Source organism: Nostoc sp. NOS(2021), from assembly GCF_017115025.1.
Classification (GTDB): domain Bacteria; phylum Cyanobacteriota; class Cyanobacteriia; order Cyanobacteriales; family Nostocaceae; genus Nostoc.
Window position 1 is genome coordinate 1 of the sequence record NZ_JABXKM010000233.1, and the last position, 18,510, is coordinate 18,510.

14 protein-coding genes and 1 pseudogene are annotated in these 18,510 nt (G+C 41.9%); 5 read left to right on the forward strand and 10 right to left on the reverse strand.

The genetic code is table 11. The annotated features are described in order from the left end of the window. Nucleotides 1-93: 93 nt before the first annotated feature. Nucleotides 94-1,017 carry a polysaccharide deacetylase family protein gene (locus tag HWQ41_RS24605; protein ID WP_292768824.1) on the forward strand — a complete coding sequence of 308 codons (924 nt, stop codon included), beginning with the start codon at nt 94-96 and terminating at the stop codon, nt 1,015-1,017. A gap of 210 nt (nt 1,018-1,227) precedes the next feature. Here the strand turns inward: HWQ41_RS24605 and HWQ41_RS24610 are convergent, their stop codons facing one another. The 3 genes from HWQ41_RS24610 to HWQ41_RS24620 all read right to left on the reverse strand — a co-directional run bounded on the left by HWQ41_RS24610 (nt 1,228) and on the right by HWQ41_RS24620 (nt 5,171). Further along, complete coding sequence (locus tag HWQ41_RS24610) at nt 1,228-1,470, reverse strand: hypothetical protein (RefSeq protein WP_292768828.1); 243 nt, start codon at nt 1,468-1,470, stop codon at nt 1,228-1,230. A 136-nt stretch (nt 1,471-1,606) separates the two neighbouring features. Beyond that, the gene (locus HWQ41_RS24615) at nt 1,607-4,279 is read right to left on the reverse strand and encodes a PAS domain S-box protein (RefSeq protein ID WP_292768830.1); all 2,673 of its coding nucleotides are present in this window, start codon (nt 4,277-4,279) and stop codon (nt 1,607-1,609) included. A gap of 190 nt (nt 4,280-4,469) precedes the next feature. Beyond that, complete coding sequence (locus tag HWQ41_RS24620) at nt 4,470-5,171, reverse strand: rhomboid family intramembrane serine protease (protein ID WP_292768859.1); 702 nt, start codon at nt 5,169-5,171, stop codon at nt 4,470-4,472. A gap of 217 nt (nt 5,172-5,388) precedes the next feature. Between HWQ41_RS24620 and HWQ41_RS24625 the strand changes: the two genes are divergently transcribed. After that, nucleotides 5,389-7,521, forward strand: a complete 2,133-nt coding sequence (locus HWQ41_RS24625; RefSeq protein WP_292768831.1) for a tetratricopeptide repeat protein — start codon at nt 5,389-5,391, stop codon at nt 7,519-7,521. 574 nt (nt 7,522-8,095) lie between these two features. Here the strand turns inward: HWQ41_RS24625 and HWQ41_RS24630 are convergent. Beyond that, entirely contained in the window at nt 8,096-9,865 is a 1,770-nt protein-coding gene (locus HWQ41_RS24630) for a serine/threonine-protein kinase (protein ID WP_292768833.1), read from the reverse strand. Nucleotides 9,866-10,196: 331 nt separating this feature from the next. Next, nucleotides 10,197-10,919, reverse strand: a complete 723-nt coding sequence (locus tag HWQ41_RS24635) for a carbonic anhydrase (RefSeq protein ID WP_292768836.1) — start codon at nt 10,917-10,919, stop codon at nt 10,197-10,199. Nucleotides 10,920-11,255: 336 nt separating this feature from the next. On the opposite strand from HWQ41_RS24635, the gene HWQ41_RS24640 reads away from it, so the two are divergent. Continuing rightward, on the forward strand, nt 11,256-12,578 hold the full coding sequence (locus tag HWQ41_RS24640; RefSeq protein ID WP_292768839.1) for a hypothetical protein: 1,323 nt from the start codon (nt 11,256-11,258) through the stop codon (nt 12,576-12,578). 1,080 nt (nt 12,579-13,658) lie between these two features. Here HWQ41_RS24640 and HWQ41_RS24645 read toward each other — a convergent pair. After that, entirely contained in the window at nt 13,659-14,387 is a 729-nt protein-coding gene (locus HWQ41_RS24645) for an ABC transporter ATP-binding protein (RefSeq protein WP_292768842.1), read from the reverse strand. 77 nt (nt 14,388-14,464) lie between these two features. Beyond that, nucleotides 14,465-14,689: a ferredoxin family protein gene (locus HWQ41_RS24650; protein ID WP_292768845.1), complete on the reverse strand. Its 225-nt coding sequence runs from the start codon at nt 14,687-14,689 to the stop codon at nt 14,465-14,467. A gap of 294 nt (nt 14,690-14,983) precedes the next feature. On the opposite strand from HWQ41_RS24650, the gene HWQ41_RS24655 reads away from it, so the two are divergent. Next, nucleotides 14,984-15,487 carry a DUF4258 domain-containing protein gene (locus HWQ41_RS24655; protein ID WP_292768848.1) on the forward strand — a complete coding sequence of 168 codons (504 nt, stop codon included), beginning with the start codon at nt 14,984-14,986 and terminating at the stop codon, nt 15,485-15,487. Next, nucleotides 15,477-15,701 (forward strand): hypothetical protein, encoded by a 225-nt coding sequence (locus tag HWQ41_RS24660; protein WP_292768851.1) that lies wholly within the window; start codon nt 15,477-15,479, stop codon nt 15,699-15,701. The genes HWQ41_RS24655 and HWQ41_RS24660 overlap by 11 nt, the downstream gene beginning before the upstream one ends. A gap of 334 nt (nt 15,702-16,035) precedes the next feature. On the opposite strand, the gene HWQ41_RS24665 is transcribed toward HWQ41_RS24660, so the two are convergent. The 3 genes and pseudogenes from HWQ41_RS24665 to HWQ41_RS24675 all read right to left on the reverse strand — a co-directional run. Next, nucleotides 16,036-17,250 (reverse strand): ATP phosphoribosyltransferase regulatory subunit, encoded by a 1,215-nt coding sequence (locus tag HWQ41_RS24665; protein WP_292768854.1) that lies wholly within the window; start codon nt 17,248-17,250, stop codon nt 16,036-16,038. Next, nucleotides 17,250-18,212 (reverse strand): J domain-containing protein, encoded by a 963-nt coding sequence (locus HWQ41_RS24670; RefSeq protein WP_292768857.1) that lies wholly within the window; start codon nt 18,210-18,212, stop codon nt 17,250-17,252. Before HWQ41_RS24670 ends, HWQ41_RS24665 begins: the two co-directional genes overlap by 1 nt. Before the next feature lie 73 nt (nt 18,213-18,285). Beyond that, nucleotides 18,286-18,510: pseudogene (locus tag HWQ41_RS24675) on the reverse strand (hypothetical protein); the annotation flags it as partial.

Below are 18,510 nucleotides of genomic sequence, written 5' to 3' on the forward strand. Positions count from 1 at the left end.
CCCAATGCCCAATGCCCAATGCCCAATGCCCAATGCCCAATACCCAATGCCCAATGCCCAATGCCCAATGACTAATATTTAAGGAGATTTAATGTGTCCAGTCATAAATTAGCTCTGAGTTACAAGGTAGCAATAATTACATTACTTACTGGTGTTAGTAGTTTGAGTATCAGTCTACTTGTAGGCACAACTAGATTTGACCATCTGCTGGGAATTCAAAGACTAAAAGGCGAGAATACCAGAGCGGGTTTAGGTAGGGTGATGAGTGCATCTGCACAGGTTGTTTCCCCAGCAATAAACCAGATGAATGAAGTGCCAAAGCCTTTTCAGGGAACAATCGTTTATCAAGCGAAACTAAAAGCAAATGAGAAAGTCATTGCTCTGAGCTTTGATGATGGCCCTGGCCCCAAAAACACGGCACAGATTTTAGAAATTTTGAAGACAAATCATATCAAGGCAACATTCTTCATGATTGGAGAAATGGTGAAATATTTTCCCAAAATTGCCAAGCAAGTGGCAGATGATGGTCATGTAATTGGCAACCATACATGGCATCATTGGTATCGCAATATGGACTTAGCGACTGCGGCTAGTGAAATTGATCGCACAGCAGAGATTATCTACAAGACGACAGGAGAGAAAACTACTCTGTTTCGTCCCCCTGGTGGCTTTTTGAATAATGGATTAGCCGAATATGCCAAAAACAAGAAGTACGCCGTCATGATGTGGTCAGAAGAGTCAGGAGACGCTGAACGTCGTTCGCCTCAAGTGCCAATGCTGGTCAAAAATGTGCTTAAATATGCAAAACCAGGTGCAATTGTACTGATGCACGATGGGGGCGGCAACCGTTCCAGATCTGTCAAGGCTTTACCAGAAATGATCGCAGGTCTGAAAGCCCAAGGGTATCGATTTGTGACGATTCCCCAACTACTGGAAATACAAGCCCAAGAACAAAGTGTGGTAATGGCAGCATCACCTACGGTTACAAAGGATGAACATCCAAACAATCAGCTATAATCATCAGTGATCCGCTACAGTTATGGAAAGTCTGTCAGACGCTTACCTATATCAGCTTGGCTTATTGAACCTCGGATGACTAGAATAGGACTTACGCACGAGTTACGGAATAACGAACCGCAGAGGCGCAGAGAAGCCAGTGCGTTGCGGGGGTTCCCACGGCAGTCACTCATGGGGGAAATCCCCATCGCCTTTGGCGTCTCCCCTTCTCTACGAGACGCCAAGGGCGATGGGAGAAGACCGCGCTGCCTCCCCGTTGTAGCAACTGGCGCGACACGGAGAAATTAGAGTTTGAGAGATATTTTGCGTAAGTCCTATAGAAGTCACGCGATTCTGTAAAGCAAACTTATCTACTTCCTTCAGCCATTCAATCTCTTTTTTAAGTAGAGTTAGCTGTTCACTGCAAGCATTATAGTTTAGGGTTTTTTGCTCACTGTTATATAACTGCTTCATAAAATAAGCTGAAAACGTTCCTTATTATTCAGTTTTAATTCTAATTTAAGAGAATACATTGATTTGACGCTTAGTTTTTATTTAAGCTTCAGTTTTAACACAAAGCCACTCTCAATATGGAGCTAATAACTCATGACTAGAAGTGACGAGTGGGCGGCTTGAAGACAATCAAATCAGCGATCGCCTTCACCAATACATCTGGATCTACTGGTTTGGAAATATGCATTTGAAATCCTGCTGCTAGTGCTTGCTGCTGATTCATTTCCCCTGCATAAGCCGTCAGAGCGATCGCTGGTACTAATCCTCCTTGTTGAGGCGATCGCGCCCTCACTTCACCCATCAGCATATAACCGTCTGTCTTTGGCATTCCAATATCACTAATTAAAACATCTGGGATCGACTCAGACAGCGCTTGTAATGCTTCCTGTGCTGATGCTACGGCGGTTACTTTTACACCGTAGTCTTGCAAAATAAAGGTAATTAAGTCGCGGATATCGGGTTCATCGTCCACCACCAAAATTTGAGTGTCCGAAAGCAGCGAGGATTCCGGCTCACAATCTAAAGACTCCTTCTCTTCACACCGAACCTGTTCACTTCTGACCAAAAGCGGTAACTCAACAGTGAAGGTTGCACCCAATCCTTCTCCAGGACTTTCGGCTTGAACATTTCCCCCATGCATCTCTACAACCTTACGCGCGATCGCTAATCCTAAACCTAATCCACCAAATGTCCGGGTAGTTGTGCTATCAGCTTGGCGAAAGTAATCGAACAGATAAGGCAAAAACTCTGGCGGAATTCCCTTACCTGTATCGCTGACCTGAATTTCAGCCTGCTTATCAGCTTGCATGAGTCGAATTTCTACCCGTCCTCCTATTGGTGTAAATTTTACGGCATTGGAGAGCAAGTTCCACACAACTTGTTGAAGCCGATTTGAGTCGCCCATCACTTGTCCCAAAGTGGGATCAAATATGGTCTGAATTTGAATTGACTTGGCTTGTGCTGCTAGTTTTACTGTCTCTAGTGCTGCTTCAACTACCATTACCAAGCTCACGGGACAGATATTCAAGTTTAATTTTCCTTGGAGGATGCGAGACACATCCAACAAATCTTCAATTAGCTGGGTTTGTAACTTGGCGTTGCGTTCAATGGTTTCCAAGGCGTGGTTAATGGTTTTTTCATCAAACTTGCGAGTCCGCAGCATTTTTGACCATCCCAGGATGGAGTTGAGTGGGGTTCGCAGTTCATGGGAGAGAACCGCCAAAAATTCATCTTTGACTTTGTTGGCGATTTCTGCTTGTTGGCGTGCTGTCCGTTCTCGTTGGAGTAAATGAGCGCATTCTTTTTCAGCCGATTTGCGATCGGTAATATCCAGTACAAAAGCAACACCATTATCCTGGGAGTCATTCAGCAAGGCTATCCCCAAAACAATTGGTACTCGTTTTCCGTTGCGGTGAATATACTCTTTCTCATAAATTCTGGAAACTCCAGTGGTTTGCACCTCCAAGAGGGCGCGATCGTCTAAATGCTTATACTCAACAGGAGTAAGTTCTTTCCAATTAAATCTATCTAAAATGGCAAACTCATCACGAGTGTAGCCAGCTAGTTGAAGAAAGGCATCATTGGCATCAATAATCAAGCCATCCACATTCCAAAAAGCGACCCCGATCAAGTTAGATTCAAATAAACGCCGAAATCGCGCTTCACTTTCACGTAATATCTTTTCTGCCCGTTTGTGTTCTGTAATATCGCGAGAAACAGTAATTACGCCTTCAATAGTTTGGTTGGAATTCCGTAATGGTGTGAGGATGTATTCATAATAATGTACCGCATCGGCGGTAATATATTTACACTCATCCTTGATTGGCTGCCCAGTTTTCATCACAGCTTGTCGTTGATTATCTACCTGTTCTACAAGGTCTGCGGGTAAATTTACTTCTTGCAAAGTTTTTCCGATAATATCCTGGGGTTTTAAGCCTAGTAGAGTAGCTCCATCATGACTGACATACTGATAGCAACCTGTGCGATTAAAGATGTAAATGTGATCGACTGATGCGGTGAGGATGGCATTTAAAATATTTGCCTGTTCTTGGACTTGGGTTGTTAGTTCGCGAGTGCTTTCTTCTGCCTGCTTGCACACAGTAGTTTCCATACAAACGCCGATCATTCGCACCGCTTGTCCCTGGTCGTCATAGATAAATTTTCCCTTGGCAGAAATCCAATGTACACTTTGGTCTAATCGAACTATCCGAAATTCATCATCGTAGTCAGTCTTTTGTCCCATAGCCTGGGCGATCGCTTGCATTACAGATTGCCTGTCTTCAGGATAAACGCACTTCTGAAACACCTCATAAGGGCCGTCAAAACTACCTGGAAGCAGACTAAAAAGCACTTCATAATTTTCAGACCAGATGACTTGATTGGTAAGAATATTCCAATCCCACAAGCCCATCTGGGAAACCTCTAGAGCTAGCCTGAGCCGTTCTTCACTCTCCCTCAGAAAGGCTTCTACCTGCTGTCGCTGTGTAATTTCTTGTTGGAGTTGCTGTAAAGTTACTGCCGCATCTGTTGGCAGATTTAAGGCTGTCGATGTCCCCTGTTCAAGATGAGATTCAATGTCATACTCGACAACTTGAATATGGGGATTTTGTGCTGCTATTGACAGTTTGGTTTCTAGTTCTGTTAATTGTTCCTCAAGCACTGCTTGCCTTTGTTGATAAGATATTTCTGATTGCTCTAACTCAGCTACACGCTGCCGCATAACTGCTAATTCATCAGTGACTTTAAAGTTAATTTTATCAACATTTGGCATCTTGCACACCGCTTATAACTCAACAATACCGATTTGAAGAGTAGCCATTCTCTAGTATTATGAGTATGAATTTTTCAGCTAGAAAATGCAATCCATCAAAAGGCACATAAACAATTTAAAATTCAAAATTAAAAATCCAGTTCTAATAACCGTAGCGGTGGCTACAAATTGCTAAGTAGGTGAAGATAATTTATCTCTTTAGACGCATGAAAGCTGCACCAATCAATAATCCGGCAACCTGCCCCCAAAAGACAACACCCGATTGATTTACGCCAAGGGGGGGAATATTTAAACTGCCAATACCATAAAATAACTGTTGCACAAACCACCAAAATATATAGACAAAGGCTGGGAGTTCGATGGGGATATACAAGATTATTAGCGGCAAAATTGTGTCAATTTTAGCTTTAGGAAACTTCATAACATATGCTCCTAAAATAGCTGCGATCGCGCCATTGCCCCCAATCAATGGGACTGTCAAACTCGGTTCAGCTAGAATTTGTACTAAAGAAGCGATCGCGCCAGCAGCCAGATAAAATCCGAGATAGCGTCTATGTCCGAGAATGTTTTCTACAGTCTTCCCAAAAACCCACAAAAATAGCAGATTTCCCAATATTTGACTAAAACTGCCATGTATAAATATTCCTAAAACTAGTGAAAATGCTCGCCAAATTACAATTATCCAAGCAGCAGAGTTGTTGAAGAAGAGTGCATTTGTAATTGCCCTACTAATCTGGGCTGGAATCACACCCCAACTATTGACAAAATAGCCCAATTCACCACTAAATTCTAGTTTAAGTTCCCATAAAAATACAGCAACATTAATGCCAATCAGCCAGTAATTAATAATTGGCTTACTCCGACAACGAATATTATCACTAATAGGAATCATATGGATTAGGGGCATTGGGTATTGGGCATTGGGCATTGGGCATTGGGCATTGGGCAAAGAATTCTTGTAACTCCTAACTCCTAACTTGTAACTTGTAACTCCTAACTCCTAACTCCTAACTTGTAACTCTTAACCCCTAACTCCCTACTCCCTCATTCCCCCTTAACGTGTGGCAAGATTGAAATCAGATCGCATCGCACTTAACTAGGCAAACAAGATGCTGGGAAACACACTTGTAGGAAGATACCAAATTATTAGTAACTTGGGAGGTGGGGGTTTTGGTGAAACCTTTGTGGCTTGTGATACCCAATTACCCGGTTCACCTCCATGTGTCGTTAAGAAACTCAAACCCCAGGCAACTGATCCTGTAACTTTGGAGACAGCTAGGCGTTTATTTGATACAGAAGCACAAGTTCTATATAAATTAGGAACTCACGATCGCATTCCCCAACTTTTAGCTTATTTTGAGGATAATGCCGAATTCTATCTCGTACAGGAATTGATTGAAGGTCACGACCTGAGTCAAGAATTAACACCAGGCAAAACCCTGAGTCAAGACCAAGTAATTTCACTTTTACAAGAACTTTTGACAATCTTAGAATTTGTCCATCAACAGAATGTAATTCACCGTGATGTTAATCCCCGAAATATCCTCAGACGCAAACCAGATGGCAAATTAATATTAATTGATTTTGGTGCAGTTAAACAAATTGCTACTCAAGTGATTACTCCCCAAGGTCAAACGCAAGCTACTGTTGCTATCGGTACGCCTGGATATATTCCTGGAGAACAAGCTCATGGTACGCCAAAATTAAGTAGTGATATCTATGCTGTGGGAATAATTGCTATTCAAGCCCTCACTGGCTTATCACCAGAGGAAATAGTAAAAGATGCCGATACTAATGAAATTATCTGGCATAATCAAGCCACGGTAACGCCAGAATTCTCTCAATTCTTAGATAAAATGGTTTGCTACGACTTTCGACAACGCTATCCTTCGGCAACGATAGCATTGCAAGCACTGAAAGAGTTAACACAACCACCTGCCCAGACAATAGCTTTAACTCCACTTTCTCTACCAAAAAATATAAACAAACCTCAACCTAAAAAAGGTATATTGGGTAAAATTTTACTCGCGATATTTTTAATTGGGGTCAGCGGAGTAGCATCAATATTTATTCTGAATCACATTAATTCTAATAACGCCATAGAATTATCTAAACAAGGAAATACACTTTTTGATTTGCAACGCTATCAAGACGCGCTAGAAGTATATGAAAAAGCAGTTAATATTAGACCAGATTATGCTAAAGGCTGGAATGGTCAAGGCAAAACGCTGTATAAATTAAAAAAATACAAAGAAGCATTAGCAGCATATGACAAAGCAATTCAAATCCAGCCAGATTATTTAGAAGCTTGGATTGGACGTGGTTCTGTATTAGGTACTTTACAGCAATATCAAGAAGCGATCGCCTCTTTTGACAAAGCTTTAGAATTAAATAATGACAACTCAGAAGTCTGGAACGCTAAGGGTGAAGCTTTCAGTAATTTAAATCAATATGACCAAGCAATTAAATCTTATGAAAAAGCGATTGAACTCAAACCAGATAATTACGAAGCTTGGTACAAAAAAGGATTAGCTTTGCAGAATTCTAAGCGATATGAAGAAGCGATCGCAGCCTATGAAAAAGTCGTTGAATTAAAACCAGACTACGAGCAAGCTTGGTTTAATTTGGGGAATACTAGAGTTAATATGCAACGCTACAAAGATGCGTTTACGGCTTATGATAAAGCAGTGCAATACCAGCCAAATTATTATCAAGCTTGGATGTCGAGAGGTAATATACTGCTGAATTTACAACGTTATCCAGAAGCGATTGAATCTTTTAATCAAGTAATTAAATACAATCCTGGCAACTATCAAGCATGGTATAATTTGGGCTGGTCGTTGCATCAAAGCCAACGTTATGAAGAGGCAATAAAATCTTATAATAAAGCAGCAAGAATTAAGCCAAATGACTATCAAATATGGTATAATATGGGTAATTCACAATACATATTGCAGAAATACGAAGATGCGATCGCGTCTTATAATAAGGCAGTTCGTTATAAACCAGACCATTCTGAAAGCTGGTATAGCAGAGGTAATGCCCTATTAAATTTGAAGCGGTATCAGAGTGCGATCGCATCTTACGATCAAGCAATAAAATACAAGCCTAATTACCAACAAGCAATAGACGCTCGTAACCAAGCCCAAATTCAACTGCAAGGCCAAAAATCACAGCCTGTAATCGTCGTGCCAATCATCCCAGTTCCTAATTCCACCAATCCACCGCAGACAACACCCTAGTATTCTGTCCTGGCTTTTTACGGTATCTGGAAACTCGCTCTAGGACTACTTGTGTGTACACCGTAGCCTAAAAGGAGAGAGACTTTGAAGGTTTTAACCCACGTTCGCGTAGCGTTCCGCAAGGAAAGGTGGGTAAAGTCTCGTGTAGCCGCGACTTCTAGTCGGCCGGCGAGTAATAAATTAGACTTTACAAACATCCTCTAAACGCTCCAGCCAAAGACTAAAGTCCTTATACCAATTCTATGTGAGGCTGCGCTTTATTCACGTAGGGGCAATTCATGAATTGCCCCTACAGCGCGGTTTTGGGTAAGTTCTATAGGCGCATCTTCAAAAAGAAATGGTATTATAGCAGGGGACTGGGGACTGGGTTGAAAGTCTGTTTGTATATAGGTTTTATCATCAGTTAATGTCCTAACCTTCTTGTCCGTTGCTATACTACGAACTTATAGAGGTTTTCAATTGAATAGACCACACACGTAGGGGCACAATATATTGTGCCCCTACAATAATGTATATTCTACGCATCTGAAAATTGCTGTATGTAACAAGTCCATTCATCTAAAAATTGCTCTAACTAGCGAATATTCACTTCTTGCAGGTAATTTGCTCCCTGAAGATATTCAACCCTAGTGACTGAGTTTTTAGGAACAAATGAATTTGTTCTGTTTGCAGAAGCTACCTTTTGATTGTTAGCCAGCACGCGTTGTTTTTGAGTATACTCATTCAATTTGACTTGAGCTTGAGCATAAACTAGAGTATCTTGGGGAATATTTCGGAGAAATTTAACAGCCCGATCAAAATCACCAATAGATGCTTTTTTGTAGGCTTTCTGTAAAAAGTAAGCTGCTCTGATCTGCCGCTTTCGATTGTACTCAGCCAACTTTTCTTGAACTAAAGTACCAGCATGACTTTCTTGAGGAATTTGACGCAAATATTGTAATGCAGTAGAAAAATCTTTTTCAGAGGCTCTTTCGTAAGCTTTTGCTAATAAATCTTGAGTCTGTGTTTCAATGTTGACGGATGCTTGCTGAACTAATTTACCTGTTTTAGATTGCCAATATAAAATATTTGGAACTTCAGAAGCAGCATGAAGAACATCTGACCATCTGCTCTCATGAAAAGCTGTTTGAGCTATTTGATATTGCTGTGCAGCTACTTGCCATTGCTCTTGCCATTCTTCGATTGTCGCTTGAGCTTCTGGATAAACATTGCTGTGGGAGGGAATTGATTTAGCGAGTGCGATCGCCTCTTCTAAATCCCCTGCTTGATATTCTTTTGTCGCTTTATATAAAGTATCTGTTTCTGAGTATGCAGGTGAACTATTAACTAAAGAATATACACCAAATCCCATCAACAAAGAATTAGCCGCCAATCCTATTTTCATTCCTGTGAATAACGGGGATAATTTGCCAGATGTAGGATTCTGAGAATTATCATCTTCAATCGCCGCTTCTAGAAAAAATTGAGAATCTGCTTCTAATATTTGTGATGGCTGAGTTTCCCATATTATTTGTTTGAGTACCCGCAATACCTCACCCGCAGACTGAAAGCGGTCTTGGTAATCGTAGCGGATCATTTGGCTGAGAACAGTAGCTAGATAATCGTTAACTGGCGTGTTTTGAGAACGCCAAAAAATTTCATTAGTATAAGGATCAGCTTTTAATTGTAATGGTTCTAACCCAGTTAAAGCCTGAATGGCAATCATACCCAAAGCATAAATATCACTGTTGGGCTGTGTTTCTCCAATAAATTGCTCTGGCGGTATATACCCCAATGAAGTGACGGGAATCCGATAAATGGGTAATTCCGCACCTATGCCAAAATCGATAGACTGGATTGAGCCAAAGTCAATCAAAACTAACTTGCGCTCGTTATTACGTCTGATCAAGTTTTCCGGTTTGATATCGCAATGGATAACACCTTGAGAGTGAACAAATTCTAAAATACCTAAGACATCGATCAGAAATTCTACAACTTCGCTTTCACTCCACAGACACCCGCACTGTTGAGCAATGGGCAATTCCGCAGTCAGCGCATGTCCTTCAATACACTCTTGCACTAAATAAAATCGCTCGTTTTCTTCAAAGCAGGCGATGAATTCAGGAATTTGGTGATGGCTTCCCAGAAGCTTGAGGGTTTCGGTTTCAGTTAGAAACAGTAATCTCAGCATCTCCAAGTAGCCAGATTCGGAACTGCTAACTTTAATCTGCTTAACAACGCATTTAGGATTCTGTGGATAATCTACGTCTACAGCAATGTATGTTTGTCCAAACACCCCTGCACCAAGGCTTTGGACAATTTGATAACGCCCTTGTAGTAATTTACCGATTATGTGGTGGGTCATGACCTGGTTACTCAGTAAGTCCTTTTATTCAGATTTACTGACATTCCCTCCTGTTTCCGGAATACTTTAGAAATAAATAACCAGAGTTTTGATACTTTTAATGCAAGTTTAATTTTTTAAGTATTTTTGCGTAATTAAATATAATATTTTGTTACAACTCTTAATTTGTCTAACAGTCCCTGTACAGAAACATGGATCTCATACCTCAATACGCTTGGATTAAGGCTTAACTCTTTGTCAAATTCAAATACCCTACGTTAATTTATGTTTGTTTACATACATTGAAATTTTCTTGCCGACTTACTTACTACGCCTCAAAGGTGTGAGATATTTAAGTAATAATGTTGACTTTCCCAGTGTCAATATCGTAACAAGCGCTAACAATTTTTAGTTTACCTTCACAGAGCAATTTGGCTAAAATTGTTGAGCTTTCCTGCAATTTTTCAGTCTGATATTGAATGTTGGCTATAACCGCATCTTGCATATTATCACCCGTTCTTAACTTTACCCTTTCTACAGATGGTTTGATGCCCTCAATAATCAAACCAATTCTGCCAGGAAGTGGTTCGTTTTTTATTGCTTCTGCTACTGCACCGCATCTTCTATGACCCAAAACCACAATCAATTGCGAACCCAATACTGTTGTAGAATATTCTAAGCTACCTATAACCGTGTCACTGACGACATTACCAGCAACTCGCACGACAAATAAATCTCCAAGTCCTTGATCGAAGACGATTTCCGCAGGTACTCTGGAATCTGCACAGCCCAATATGGCCGCAAAGGGATACTGAGCTTTAGCAACTAATCGCAGATGTTCTAGTGATTGATCGGGATATTTGCGTTTTTGATGGATAAATCTTTGATTACCATCAAGCAAGCGTCTGACGGCTTCATTAGGACTGATTGAATTAAGGTTAACTGGGTGAATATCAGCAACAGCAGTTTGCTCTGGATTCCAAAAGCTATCACCAAAAGCAGTAGCCGCAATACCTACCACACTGGCGAATTTTAAGAAATCACGTCGCCCTACAAATCCATTAATTCGACTCATCAATCTACCTGACAACAACAAAGCTGTTCCCAAGAAGATATCAGATTTAAGCAAGATGCAAGAGTAACTTATTACACGATTTAAGAGTCATTTAATCTTCACATTGCATCATATTTTAGAATTTATATACTGTACATATTGACTATTATGTGCGTCAAGTAAATTCGATATCATCTCTCAAATTTAAAGCCAAGGTTAGCTATAACCAGGGCAGTTTTTCCGAAACATTAATATTCTGGTTACGAAAGAGCATAATTCGTGTCAAAAGCCAAAAGGATCTATTGTTTGTATTTCCTATGTTTTTTGGGAATACTTAACATAGTACTGGGTATAGAGATGACTTTTTTAAACAAAATAAACTGGAATTTACTACGTAAAAATGCTCCAAATAGCTCTGGGATAGATCCATCTGCTCCAAGCCTTCAACCTGTAGTGCTGAAGAAATCTGCAACACCATCAACCCCCAAAAACCTTGCTAAATTAGAGCATGAAATGGAGTTAGAAAGGCAGGCTCTCAAAACATCTCCTCAGCAATTGCATAGCAAAGCCAAGCGAGGTATAGGTAGTAGACTTATTTGGATAGCAATACTTATAGGCATTCCCGTTGGTGTAATTTGGGTGGCGAACCAGCCTTATCCAGTGATTCGCCAGCCGATGATGCTCCATGCGCCTTTTTTGTTGCTACCCAGCTACATCAGCATGGATAATCATTATCGGCAGGCGTTGGTATCAGTCGAGCAAGCTGAACAATTGATTGAAAAAGCTACTAGTCCGGCTGATTTGGCTTTGGGAGAACAGAAGCTACAAGAAACACAAAAACATCTAGATCAGTTACCAACCTCCTTTGTCAACGATTGGTCACAATATAGATATTGGTGGTATGACTCGCGGTTCAACATCTACGGTTTTAATGCTTTTCGGAGTAAAGTTGGGCAGCTAGAAGCTCAGGTTTTTCAAGAAAAGAATGCTCAGTCCTTGCTTACCGATAATATGCAGAGCTTCTTAAATGCAAAACAGCAATATGAACGGGCTGCAACAGCAACTGATAAACAGACTGCAACAGTTGCTTGGCAAACGGCGCTTAATCAATTCGAGCAGATTCCTGGTCAAACTTTGGCAGGAAAAACTGTACAAAATCAACTAGATAATTATAAGCGTGAGTTTAAGGAAGTTGTGGGATTGGCAGCGGGGAACGATCGCATCAGTGCCTTAATCACCGCAGCACGGCAATTTTCCTGGCAAGCTGCCAAAGCTGGTCAAAATCCGCCGCACGCCGTCACTGAATGGCAACAGATAGAAAATTTGTGGATAGAGGCAATTGAGCGGCTTAAAGAGATTCCCTCAAAAGACGTGGCGGGTTATACCGAAGCACAGAAGTTATTAGCAATTTATGAGGCGAATTTAGGTCAAGTTAAGGTCAGGCGGCAAGCTGAGGCAGATGCTGTGGAGACTTTGAAGGCAGCGCAGCGAGAAATCGAAAGCTTGGTAGCTTCAACTCCTGCTAATGCTGATGATGTGGAGCGCAATCGTGTGTTGAGCCAATTGCAAAGTATTATTAATCAATTAGAAAAGGTGCAAAATGGCACAACAGCCTATCTGAAAGCTCAAGAGTTACTACTGTCGGCAAATAATAAACTAAGGCAACTACAGGTTAAATAAATGGTGGCGATGCTTTGGTAAGCTAATCGGCATTTAAGTTGCATAATCGGGGCGGGCAAGATGCCAACCCCACAAGATATTGAAAAATTTTAATATGCAAATTAAATGTGTTTTAGCTTATGATCCGCTTGCCTAACTATGTATTTTCTGTTTGATTTCTAGCCAGTTGTGGTGAAGCGGTGACGCTTGTGCTGCATCCACTTTAGGGTGGTTCGGAGAGCGTGAGCGTCAACAACTGGCCGTTGGGTGGGATTTTGAGATGGGAATCGATCCCTTGTAGAATTTTCTCAATTTCCCTGTAACCCTGCTGATATCTCAATTAAAACTGCAACAGAAAAATTTTGGATGCCAAATTGCCAAAAGCACTCAACATAATCGTTACAATCATAGATTTTCCATATAAATTATAGGCAGGGATATAGAAGCTCGAAGCTGAACTGAAAAGTCATTTAACGAAAGAAACTTTACCTTCTAGCTTAAGTAACTGATGCAATATTATTTGCTATATACTAACTATGCAAAATCGCGGACTACATCAGTGAATACCCTGAAAATGTGTTTTTATAGTAAATCTTTTTTGCTTTAATTAAGGGAATTTTTTAAGTGATGTTGAACTTGAATTCAAGCGATCGCGTTCAGCGTCTCGTAGAGAGGAAAAGTTGCTGACAGAACTTACGTATTGACAAAGTAGACTAAAAATGCACTAAAGGGGCAAGAGAAAAACAGGCGATGCCTACGCTAATCACTAGGGACTTTAACCTGTTCGTAATTAAGAATTAAGAATTGTTCATGGGGGTTTTGGCAGATCCGAATAATTTACGTTTTGGTCATTTTTTCCTGAATGAATGTCCTGTTTTACCTTTTTACTCGCTGTAGATGTGATTAGAAACGCAAGGATTATTGGGGAGAATTCTTTGAGCATCGAAAACGACGGTCGCGGCAGTGGCAGGAACTGTTATAGCTTTTGTATTTGTTTATAGATAGCGTAGGCGCAGCCCAACCTAGGCATCGCTATCGCCTGGTGAAGCTCCAATATTAAACTGGTGTTATGTTGAATGGGGCAAGAGTGATTAAAAAGAGTTAATGTCTCTTACCTGCTCCCAGATATAGCTCACCCACTTTCGGGTCATTCAACAATTCTTCACCAGGGCCGGAGATCGCATCGCGTCCCGACTCCAGTACATATCCGCGATTAGCCATCTCTAAAGCCTTACGGGCATTTTGTTCTACTAGTACGATCGCAGTACCCGCCTGATTAATTTGTTTAATCTGCTCAAACACTTGTGTCACCAAGATGGGGGATAAAGCAGCAGATGGCTCATCTAAAATCAGCAAACTAGGTTCCAACATCAAAGCTTTGCCCATCGCTAGCATCTGGCGTTCTCCTCCAGAGAGAGTACCAGCGCGTTGACGACGGCGATCGCTTAGTCTGGGGAACATGGTAAATATTTTATCTTTGATTGGTTTCAGGGGAACGTTAAGCACAAAAGCACCCATCTCCAAGTTCTCTTCAACACTCAGAGAGGGGAAGACATTGGCGATTTGTGGTACATAGCACATTCCTCGTTGGACGATTTGATTGGACTTTAGCCCCACGATATTTTCACCTTTGAAGGTAATTGTGCCTGTGTGGGGGATCAAAAGCCCAAAAATTGCTTTTGCCAAAGTAGATTTACCCGCACCGTTGGGGCCAATCACTGTTACCAATTCCCCTGATGCAACCCGGAAATTCACACCTTGCAGGATATCTACATCTTTGATGTATCCAGCTTGGACATTTTGAACATCTAGTAAATAGTCATTTGTCATTGGTCATTTGTCATTTGTCGTTGGTCAACAGTCAAGTCAAACATAACTATTGACTATTGACTGTTGACTATGGACTATTACGGAGTTTTTTGCAACTCCGGTCGTTCTTCTGCAAGAATCGCCCCTTCTACAGGGCAAACTTGGAGACATATGCCACAGTCGATGCAAGTGGCAAAGTCAATCCAGTACCAATCGGTGCCCTTGGCATTTTTGCCTGGGCCCTCATGAATGCAAGCTACTGGACAGGCACCTACGCAGTCAGCGACGCCTTCACAGACTTCTGTAACAATCGTATGTGGCATGTTCTCGATTCCCTCTCTTCTGTACCGGCTATTTCTAGCCTAGCAGGGGAGTGGGGACTGGAGATTGGAGATACTGCTGTCAAGATGAGTCTGGATGAGACTGCATTACTAGCTCAAAACTGGGAACTTGAGCTTCAGAACTCGGAATTTTCAAATTTACCCTTACTAGTAACAAAATCAAGATTTTTGGCGTAAGCAAGCCGTCTTGGCTATTGCCGTTAGGTTCTATAGAAATTCAGGCAAAAATACTATAATTTGTTACAAGTGTAATTTATCCTACTCCTGAAACGCAAAATGCCAGGAGTATCGCGACGGGTTTTCTTCTCCTACTCTCACCAAGACGAAGCTTTACTGGATGAACTAGCTAATCACCTGAGTATTTTGACATGGCACGATCGCAAGAGATCATCAGTAGGGGATTGGGATCACCAGATTAATGACAATTTAAACACAGCCGATATTATTCTGTTGCCCCCAATGCTTGCAGAAATTCGTCGCAAAATAGCTGATGATCAATTTGAATTCTCCAAACACGCTGTTGACCAATCTATCCTGCGTGGCATTCACTTACAAGAAATTAAGCAGGCAATTGCGAATGGTCAAGTTATCGAAGACTATCCTGATGATAAATATGGCCCTACCTGCTTGATTAGTGGCTTGACGCAAGCAAACCGACCTCTTCACGTTCAGTGTAGCTATCCCTCTCGCTCCTTAATCAAAATTATTACCGTTTACGAGCCTAACTCCAACCTATGGAACAATGATTTTACCCGAAGGAGAAGCAACGATGAGCAGTAACTCCAATGAGACACTAATAGAGCAAACAGTAACCTACACACTACAGATGAATGGCAAATTTTACTTAATTGAAAATGTACCTGCACGGGTAAATCCAGAGACAGGAGAACAATTTTTCTCCCCGTCTACGGTAGAACGGTTGCAGCAGATTATTTACAACCAACAAGAGCCTGTCTGCATTGTTGAAACACCAGTGTATGACTTTGCTGCTTAGGATAAATCAATAGAGTATTCGGATAGCTAGCTTATTTGCCAAAATGTCAAAATGGGAATTTCGTTAAATTCTACCAGCACCAATAAATCTAAATCCCCAGTTACAATAACTTCGGCATTAGCTGCTACAGCAGTTTCTCAAATTACAGTATCATCTGGGTCGCGTAGCTGGGGAGTGGGGGAGATGAGGAAGCAGGGGAGCAGAGGGGAAGTTTTAGTAAGTGTTTCCCCTCTGCTCCTTTGCCCCTTTGCCTCTTGTACCCCATGACCCCAGTTGCTATTCGTCGGGAAGCCGCCCAATGCACTGGCTCCCCAATGCCCAATCCCCAACTCACTTAACGCAATGGTTCAATTTTAGGTGAGCCATCAGCTTTGATCCAAGCAATTTGGGCAATGCCGCGATCGCGTGCATATTGGCAAATAGCCTCTGCTTCCCTTCCCCCCAAATCAATTTCTACCCGCACCAGATGGGTGGAATCTCTGAGTTTTTGCGCGTAGGCAAAGGCAAAAGCGTTAGCACTCGCCGTCTCTGGTACTACCAACCAGTTACTAGCTGGGGTTGCCTGTGGTAATTGCTGAGTAGACAACAAAACTTGGTATAAATCTTCGATATTGAGTCCAAAACCAATTCCGGGGATGTTTTCGCCTTGGGGATGATATAGCCCCAAAAGCTGGTCGTAGCGACCACCGCGACCTAAAACTCTGGCTTGGGATTCAGTATCGTTGACAACTTCAAATACAATACCAGTGTAATAATCTATGGTCTGGATGAGGCTGAGATCGAGGATTAACGGAAATTTTTTCTCTGATTCCAGTAATTCTACTAAGGATTTGAGGTTATTCACTGCCTCTCGCTGTTCTTCATCTAGCTCCAAACTACTAACTTTTTGTAACACGTCTGCACTGGGCCCACGCAGATCCAGCATGATTCGGGCGCGATCGCGTAGTTTGTCACTTAAGGGTAAAGTATCTATAGTAATGCGGTCGAGATGGGCGATCGCACTGCGAACTTTATTCTGTAAATTAGCAGGAAAGGCACTCAGGAGCGATCGCGTGATTCCCGCCTCACCTAAAATTAAATGCCATCTCCGTAAACCCAGTGCTGCCACACAATCTGCTACTAACAGCAGTATTTCGGCATTTGCTAGCAATCCGCCAGCACCTAACAACTCCACCCCAGCTTGATAAAACTCTTGCTGGCGATTATGCCTACTTTCCCAAGTGCGGCGAAACACATTGGCGTTGTAGTACAATCGTTGCGGATAAGTTACATTTGCCATTCGAGTCACAACAGTGCGAGCAATGGATGCTGTTAATTCTGGACGTAGCCCTAATTCATCATCTTCGCCATTTTGTTGTAGTTGAATCACCATCTGGCGCTGGATTGCTTCCCCCGCCATCAGAGTATCCATGCGTTCTAAAGTCGAGGTGATAATCCTGTGATATCCCCAACGATGAAACACCTGCTGTAATCTATCTTCAATCCAGCGTTTTTTCGCCACATCCAAGGGTAATAAATCCCTGGCTCCCGCTGCTGGTTGATACACCATTATTTTTTCTTCCCACCAAACAAACCACCGAACAAACCGCCACTACCAGATTTATCTGGTTGCTTATCTCTATTATTGGGGGATGAAGTCACCTTATGATCACTATGTTGTTGTCCTAAAGCCTTATCTATTTTAGGTTTCCATTGCAACGCCGTTTCGTCATTGGGGTCTAATTTTAGAGCGTTGTCGAAGTGGATTTTTGCCATTTTTAGCTGATTTTGTCTCAAATACACCATTGCAATTAAGCTATGGCAGCGACTATTTTTAGGTTCTAGCTTTAGGGCCTCTTGCAGCTCTACTTTGGCTTGGGCAAATTGGTTTTTGTCAATCAAAGATTGAGCGCGACGAACATAGTGTTCTACAATTGAGTCTTCTTTTGGTGGCGCTGGTGCTGGTGCTGGGGGTGTATTTTTTGGTGTATTTGACTGAGGTGTGCCTGAGTTAACTTTGGGTTGAGCAGGTGGCGGCGGCGCTGTGGATGATTTGCCCGCACTCCGCATTAAATACACTAAATTCAACTCACTAACTTGGGCAATGACTTGCAGCGCTTGCTCTAAAGAATCATATTGGGTTTGGGCTAGTTTAGCGATCGCACTTTTATAGAAATGATCGATATTAGGGGCATCAGCTAACTGTTTAGCCAAGTCGGTGTTTAGAGTCACCGAAGTAGACTCTTGTACCAGGCGCTTGCCAATTTGCGACAAAATTAGAATATATTCCGTGCGAGTGCGATCGCCAGTAAGTTTTTCGTAAGCTGGGTTAACCAGCTTTGATAACAATTCGTTCCCTAGCTGTTTTTGAGCCGCACTTTCAGTAAAACTACTGTCCGGGTGCAAACGGCGGGCGATTTGGAGATAACGTTTGCGAATCTCTTTGACATCCGCATCAACTGGAACGCACAATATTGCGTGATGATCTATGAAATCATATTTAAATAGTCCACGATCTATTTTGAAAGACATATAGAGCTCTTGCACCAAAGGAGCAGTTAGATTCTTTCTAGTTTACTTCGGTTGATCAGTGATTAGTCATTAGTCATTGGGCATTAGGCATTGGGCATTGGGCATTGGGCATTGGGCATTGGGCATTGAGATTTATCCCATCCCCCTCATCTGCCACCCTGCGGGAAGCTAAAGCTACATCTCCCTCAGTCTTTTTCTTCTCTACCAGACGCTGCGCTAACAATGCAAGAATTTTGTTAGCGCAGCGTAAAGCCTTCTCTTCTCCCTTGGCGCTAGCCTCTCCCAATGTGAGAAGGGG

Excerpts from the sequence above, each read along its gene's own strand:
- HWQ41_RS24610 (WP_292768828.1), bottom strand. The coding sequence starts at position 1,470 with ATGAAGCAGTTATATAACAGTGAGCAAAAAACCCTAAACTATAATGCT.
- HWQ41_RS24615 (WP_292768830.1), bottom strand. The coding sequence starts at position 4,279 with ATGCCAAATGTTGATAAAATTAACTTTAAAGTCACTGATGAATTAGCA.
- HWQ41_RS24620 (WP_292768859.1), bottom strand. The coding sequence starts at position 5,171 with ATGATTCCTATTAGTGATAATATTCGTTGTCGGAGTAAGCCAATTATT.
- HWQ41_RS24625 (WP_292768831.1), top strand. The coding sequence starts at position 5,389 with ATGCTGGGAAACACACTTGTAGGAAGATACCAAATTATTAGTAACTTG.
- HWQ41_RS24630 (WP_292768833.1), bottom strand. The coding sequence starts at position 9,865 with ATGACCCACCACATAATCGGTAAATTACTACAAGGGCGTTATCAAATT.
- HWQ41_RS24635 (WP_292768836.1), bottom strand. The coding sequence starts at position 10,919 with ATGAGTCGAATTAATGGATTTGTAGGGCGACGTGATTTCTTAAAATTC.
- HWQ41_RS24640 (WP_292768839.1), top strand. The coding sequence starts at position 11,256 with ATGACTTTTTTAAACAAAATAAACTGGAATTTACTACGTAAAAATGCT.
- HWQ41_RS24645 (WP_292768842.1), bottom strand. The coding sequence starts at position 14,387 with ATGACAAATGACTATTTACTAGATGTTCAAAATGTCCAAGCTGGATAC.
- HWQ41_RS24650 (WP_292768845.1), bottom strand. The coding sequence starts at position 14,689 with ATGCCACATACGATTGTTACAGAAGTCTGTGAAGGCGTCGCTGACTGC.
- HWQ41_RS24655 (WP_292768848.1), top strand. The coding sequence starts at position 14,984 with ATGCCAGGAGTATCGCGACGGGTTTTCTTCTCCTACTCTCACCAAGAC.
- HWQ41_RS24660 (WP_292768851.1), top strand. The coding sequence starts at position 15,477 with ATGAGCAGTAACTCCAATGAGACACTAATAGAGCAAACAGTAACCTAC.
- HWQ41_RS24665 (WP_292768854.1), bottom strand. The coding sequence starts at position 17,250 with ATGGTGTATCAACCAGCAGCGGGAGCCAGGGATTTATTACCCTTGGAT.
- HWQ41_RS24670 (WP_292768857.1), bottom strand. The coding sequence starts at position 18,212 with ATGTCTTTCAAAATAGATCGTGGACTATTTAAATATGATTTCATAGAT.